The sequence below is a fragment of the Streptomyces alkaliphilus genome, from assembly GCF_014141535.1.
In the GTDB taxonomy this organism is placed as follows: domain Bacteria; phylum Actinomycetota; class Actinomycetes; order Streptomycetales; family Streptomycetaceae; genus Streptomyces; species Streptomyces alkaliphilus.
This window is the reverse complement of sequence record NZ_VKHT01000431.1, coordinates 1-4,225: the sequence shown is the minus strand read 5'-3', so window position 1 is coordinate 4,225 and position 4,225 is coordinate 1. Positions and strand designations below refer to the sequence as shown.

The following is a 4,225-nucleotide window of genomic DNA, read 5'->3' as shown; positions in this document are numbered from 1 at the left end:
GGGGTGGAGGGGGCGGGACCGTCGAACGGAACGTCGCGGGCGACGGCCTCTCCCTCGGGGGAGCGGACCGCCGGGTCCATGTGGGCGAGCTTGTGGAGCACGGGAGCGGCGGCACGCAGGCGAGCCCACTCCTCCTCGTCGAGGCGGGAGGCGAGCCGGGCGAGCCAGGCGTTGTCCTTGTCGCGGGTGGCGCGGATCATCTCCTCGGCCCGCTCGGTGACGGTGGCGGTCTTCTGGCGCCGATCCACGGGGTGCGGGGCCACCCTCACCAGACCGCGCTCCTGGAGGAGGGCGAGGATCCGGGTCATGGTGGGGGGCTGAACGTGCTCCTTGCGGGCCAGTTCCCCGGGGGACATCGATCCGCAGCGGTGCAGGGTCCCCAGAGCGGAGAGCTCCGCGACTCCCAGCGATCGATCCTCACGCTGGTGGCGGACGCGCCGGGCGAGACGCATCACACCGATGCGCAGCGTGTTCACCGCGTCGGCGTTCCCGGACGTATCGATGGATGGCTCAGGCACGCGCACCATCCTACCCCCGAATGATTAGCGTTGCTAACGAAACATTCCGGAGGCCCCGCCCGCCCGGCGTTCCCCGGCGTGGGCCACCGCGTCACCGTCCCGACCGCGTTGCCGGCGCTCTTCCGTCCTCCTCCGACCGCTCCCGGGGCGCCTGCCCCGGCGGGATAGGCTGAGCCCTCGGGGATCGAACGGGACCCCGGACGGCGGCAGGACGGGAGGGCCACCACGATGCCCCGGGACTTCCTCACCCACGACAAGCGGAAAGCGCCCGAGCCGTTGGAGGGCAACATCCCCACCGTGGTGTTGGTCCTCACCGTCGCGTGGGGTGTCCTCCTGCTCGGCTCCCTCCCCTTCCACTCCCGACTCGCCGATCACGACGCGCAGTGGTGGATCTGGAGTTGCGGGGCGGGCGTCCTCATGGGCCTCTACGGTCTCTGGTTCGTCCATCGTCGTGAGGCCGCGCTGCGACGAGCGGCCCGGACCACCCCCTCGGCCGATTCCGGGGACCGACCCGAGGGCTCTCCCCCCGGTGCCCCCACAGGAGAGAACCCGTCCGGCGGGGAGGAGGCCGACGCGCCTTCCCCGCCGGATGAACCGGGTCGGGGCACCGCCTCCGACCACCGGCGCTGAACACCGGGGCCGAGCACCCGGGGAGCCGACTCACCCGCCTCCCCAGCCGCCCGCAGGACGCCGCGCACGGCGTGGAAAGCGGTGATGTTCGCCACCGCCGTCACGGGCCGCCACCCGTTTCCCCTCCCCTTTCCGGTGATTCCCCGGCCCGATGCCTCCCGGTGGCCGGGAGGACGAGTGGGACCCGCGCGTTCGTCTCCCGAAAATCGTAGGGTCGGAGCATGACGCAGACCCGGGTCGACACGGCCGGCGAAGTGCGGGGGCTGACGGCGGCGGATGTCGCCGACCGGGTGTCCCGCGGCCAGGTCAACGACGTTCCCGTGCGGTCCTCCCGCTCCACCGCGGAGATCGTTCGGGCCAACGTTTTCACCTTGTTCAACGGCATCATCGGCACTCTTTTCGCGATCATCCTGGTGGTCGGCCCCATCCAGGACGGCCTCTTCGGTTTCGTGATCATCGCGAACGCCCTCATCGGGATCGTGCAGGAGCTGCGGGCCAAGCGCACCCTGGACAACCTCGCGGTCATCGGTGAGGCCCGCCCGGTGGTGCGACGGGACGGCGAGGCCCGGCCGATTCCCACCGGCTCGATCGTCCTCGACGACGTGATCGAGCTGTCCTCCGGCTCCAAGGTCGTCGTCGACGGTGTGGTGAACGAGGCCGATGGCCTCGAGGTGGACGAGTCGCTGCTGACCGGCGAAGCCGATCCCGTGGTCAAGCGGCCGGGCGACCCGGTGATGTCGGGCAGCTTCGTCGTCGCCGGAAGCGGGGCCTTCACCGCCACCCGCGTGGGTCGGGAGGCGTACGCGGCGCAGCTCGCCGAGGAGGCTTCCCGGTTCACCCTGGTCCACTCGGAACTGCGCAGCGGCATCAGCCGGATCCTGAAGTTCTGCGTGATGCTGATGATCCCCGCCGCCATCGGCCTGATCATCAGCCAGCTGCTGGTGGAGGGGGCCGACACCTTCGAGGCGATCCGCCGCATGGTGGCCGGGATCGTGGTGATGGTGCCCGAGGGCCTGGTGCTGCTCACCTCCATGGCCTTCGCCATCGGTGTCATCCGCCTGGGACGTCAGCAGTGCCTGGTTCAGGAACTCCCGGCGATCGAGGGTTTGGCCCGGGTCAGCGTGGTCTGTCTGGACAAGACCGGCACCCTCACCGAGGGCGGCATGGATGTCCGGGAGGTGCGTCCCCTGCCCGGTGGCGCGCTTGCGTCGGGGACGGAGGGGGATGCCCCCGCCCCCGACGGAAGGGCGGGGCCCGGCGAGGATGTGATCGACGGGGCCCACCTGCGGCACGTCCTCGGCGCGCTCGGCGCGGGGGACCGCCATCCCAACGCGAGCCTGCGGGCCATCGCGCAGGCCCACCCCGCCCCCGAGGGTTGGCGGGCTGTCGCCGGCCTGCCCTTCTCATCCGCCCGCAAGTACAGCGGTGCCACCCTCGTGGAACCGGACGGAACCCGCCGGACCTGGTTGTTGGGGGCTCCGGATGTGCTGCTGCCCCCCGACCATCCGGTGCTCCGGGAGGCCGACCGACTGAACTCACAGGGGTTGCGGGTGCTGCTGCTGACCCGCTCCGGGCTGCCCGCCGATCGGATGGCCGCCCTCGCCGACACGGAGGGCGGTCCCGCCGCCGCCCCCTCGGTCCCGACGGCGCTGGTGGTGCTCGAACAGCGGCTGCGCCCGGAGGCGGCCGACACGCTGCGGTACTTCGCCGAGCAGGACATCGACGCGAAGGTCATCTCCGGTGACAACGCCGTCTCCGTCGGGGCGGTGGCCGCCGAACTGGACCTTCCGAACGCCGACCGGCCGGTGGACGCGCGTTCCCTGCCGGACGATCCCGCCGGGATGGCGGAGGCGCTGGAGAAGGGCACCGTCTACGGGCGGGTCACCCCGCAACAGAAACGCGAGATGGTGGCCGCCCTGCAGTCCCGGGGACACGATGTCGCGATGACCGGGGACGGCGTGAACGACGTGCTCGCGCTCAAGGACGCCGACATCGGGGTCGCGATGGGTTCGGGCTCGGAGGCCACCCGGGCCGTGGCGCAGATCGTGCTGTTGAACAACAGCTTCGCCACGCTGCCCTCGGTGGTCGCCGAGGGCCGGCGGGTGATCGGCAACATCGAACGGATCGCGAGCCTGTTCCTCACCAAGACCGTCTACTCGGTCTTCATGGCCTTCGCGGTGATCATCAGTCAGGTGCCCTACCCCTTCCTGCCCCGCCACCTGACGCTGATCTCGGCACTGACCATCGGCGTCCCGGCGTTCTTCCTGGCGTTGGCGCCCAACCGGGAGCGGGCCCGTCCGCACTTCGTGCGCCGCGTGCTGCGGTTCTCCGTGCCGTTCGGCCTGATCACCGGCGTCTCGACCTTCTCCGTCTACCTGTTGGCGCGCGCGCACTACGGCGCCACGGAGGCGACCCTGGAGGCGGAGACCAGCGCGGCGTCGTTGACGTTGTTCCTCATCGCGCTGTGGGTGCTCTCGATCATCGCCCGCCCCTACACGTGGTGGCGGGTGTGCCTGCTGGCCGTGATGGCGGGCGGGTTCCTGACCGTGCTGGTGACCCCGTGGTTGCAGGAGGTGTTCGCGCTGAACCTGGTCGGCCTGACGATGCCGTGGGTGGCCGTGGGCGTGGCGGGCGTCGCGGTGCTGGGCCTGGAGGCGGCGTGGCGGATCATTCCCCGGTACTGGCCCGACCTGCCGGAGAAGCCGCACGGGGCCGCCGTGCCGGTGGAGCCCCCTCGGCACGGACGACCGGCCTCCCGGCGGGACGGGAACCGACCGCACCGGCGCTGAACGACGGGCCCGGCACCGGGGTCCGGGGGAGGGGAAGGCGCGTCGTGCGTCGCGGGCCCCCGTTCCGCCACCTCCTCGGATCAGGGCGCGTTTCGAAGGCCGCACGCCCCGGGTGTGCGAACCACGCCCCCGGGCATATCACCGGCACACGGCCCCCGGGGGCCGTGTGGACCACCGCCGGCCCGGGGGAACGGCAGGGGCGGTGGGAAAGGCCGGACGAAGGGGATGGGGACATGCGCACGAAGTCGACCGGGGAACGGGCCCGCCCGGTGGCGCGCCGGTGAGCGA

At 71.8% G+C, this 4,225-nt stretch carries 3 protein-coding genes; 2 read left to right on the top strand and 1 reads right to left on the bottom strand.

What is annotated here, in order from left to right; translation table 11 throughout:
• Nucleotides 1-527 (bottom strand): MarR family winged helix-turn-helix transcriptional regulator (locus tag FNQ90_RS14395; RefSeq protein ID WP_182606754.1); only part of this gene is annotated, 527 nt, incomplete at its 3' end.
• A 219-nt stretch (nucleotides 528-746) separates the two neighbouring features.
• On the opposite strand from FNQ90_RS14395, the gene FNQ90_RS14390 reads away from it, so the two are divergent.
• Together FNQ90_RS14390 and FNQ90_RS14385 are read left to right on the top strand one after the other, a co-directional pair.
• Complete coding sequence (locus FNQ90_RS14390; RefSeq protein WP_182606753.1) at nucleotides 747-1,148, top strand: DUF2530 domain-containing protein; 402 nt, start codon at nucleotides 747-749, stop codon at nucleotides 1,146-1,148.
• 221 nt (nucleotides 1,149-1,369) lie between these two features.
• On the top strand, nucleotides 1,370-3,937 hold the full coding sequence (locus FNQ90_RS14385) for an HAD-IC family P-type ATPase (protein WP_182606752.1): 2,568 nt from the start codon (nucleotides 1,370-1,372) through the stop codon (nucleotides 3,935-3,937).
• The last annotated feature ends 288 nt before the right edge of the window (nucleotides 3,938-4,225 follow it).

Coding starts and splice junctions, on each gene's coding strand:
- FNQ90_RS14385 (WP_182606752.1), top strand. CDS start 1,370: ATGACGCAGACCCGGGTCGACACGGCCGGCGAAGTGCGGGGGCTGACG.
- FNQ90_RS14390 (WP_182606753.1), top strand. CDS start 747: ATGCCCCGGGACTTCCTCACCCACGACAAGCGGAAAGCGCCCGAGCCG.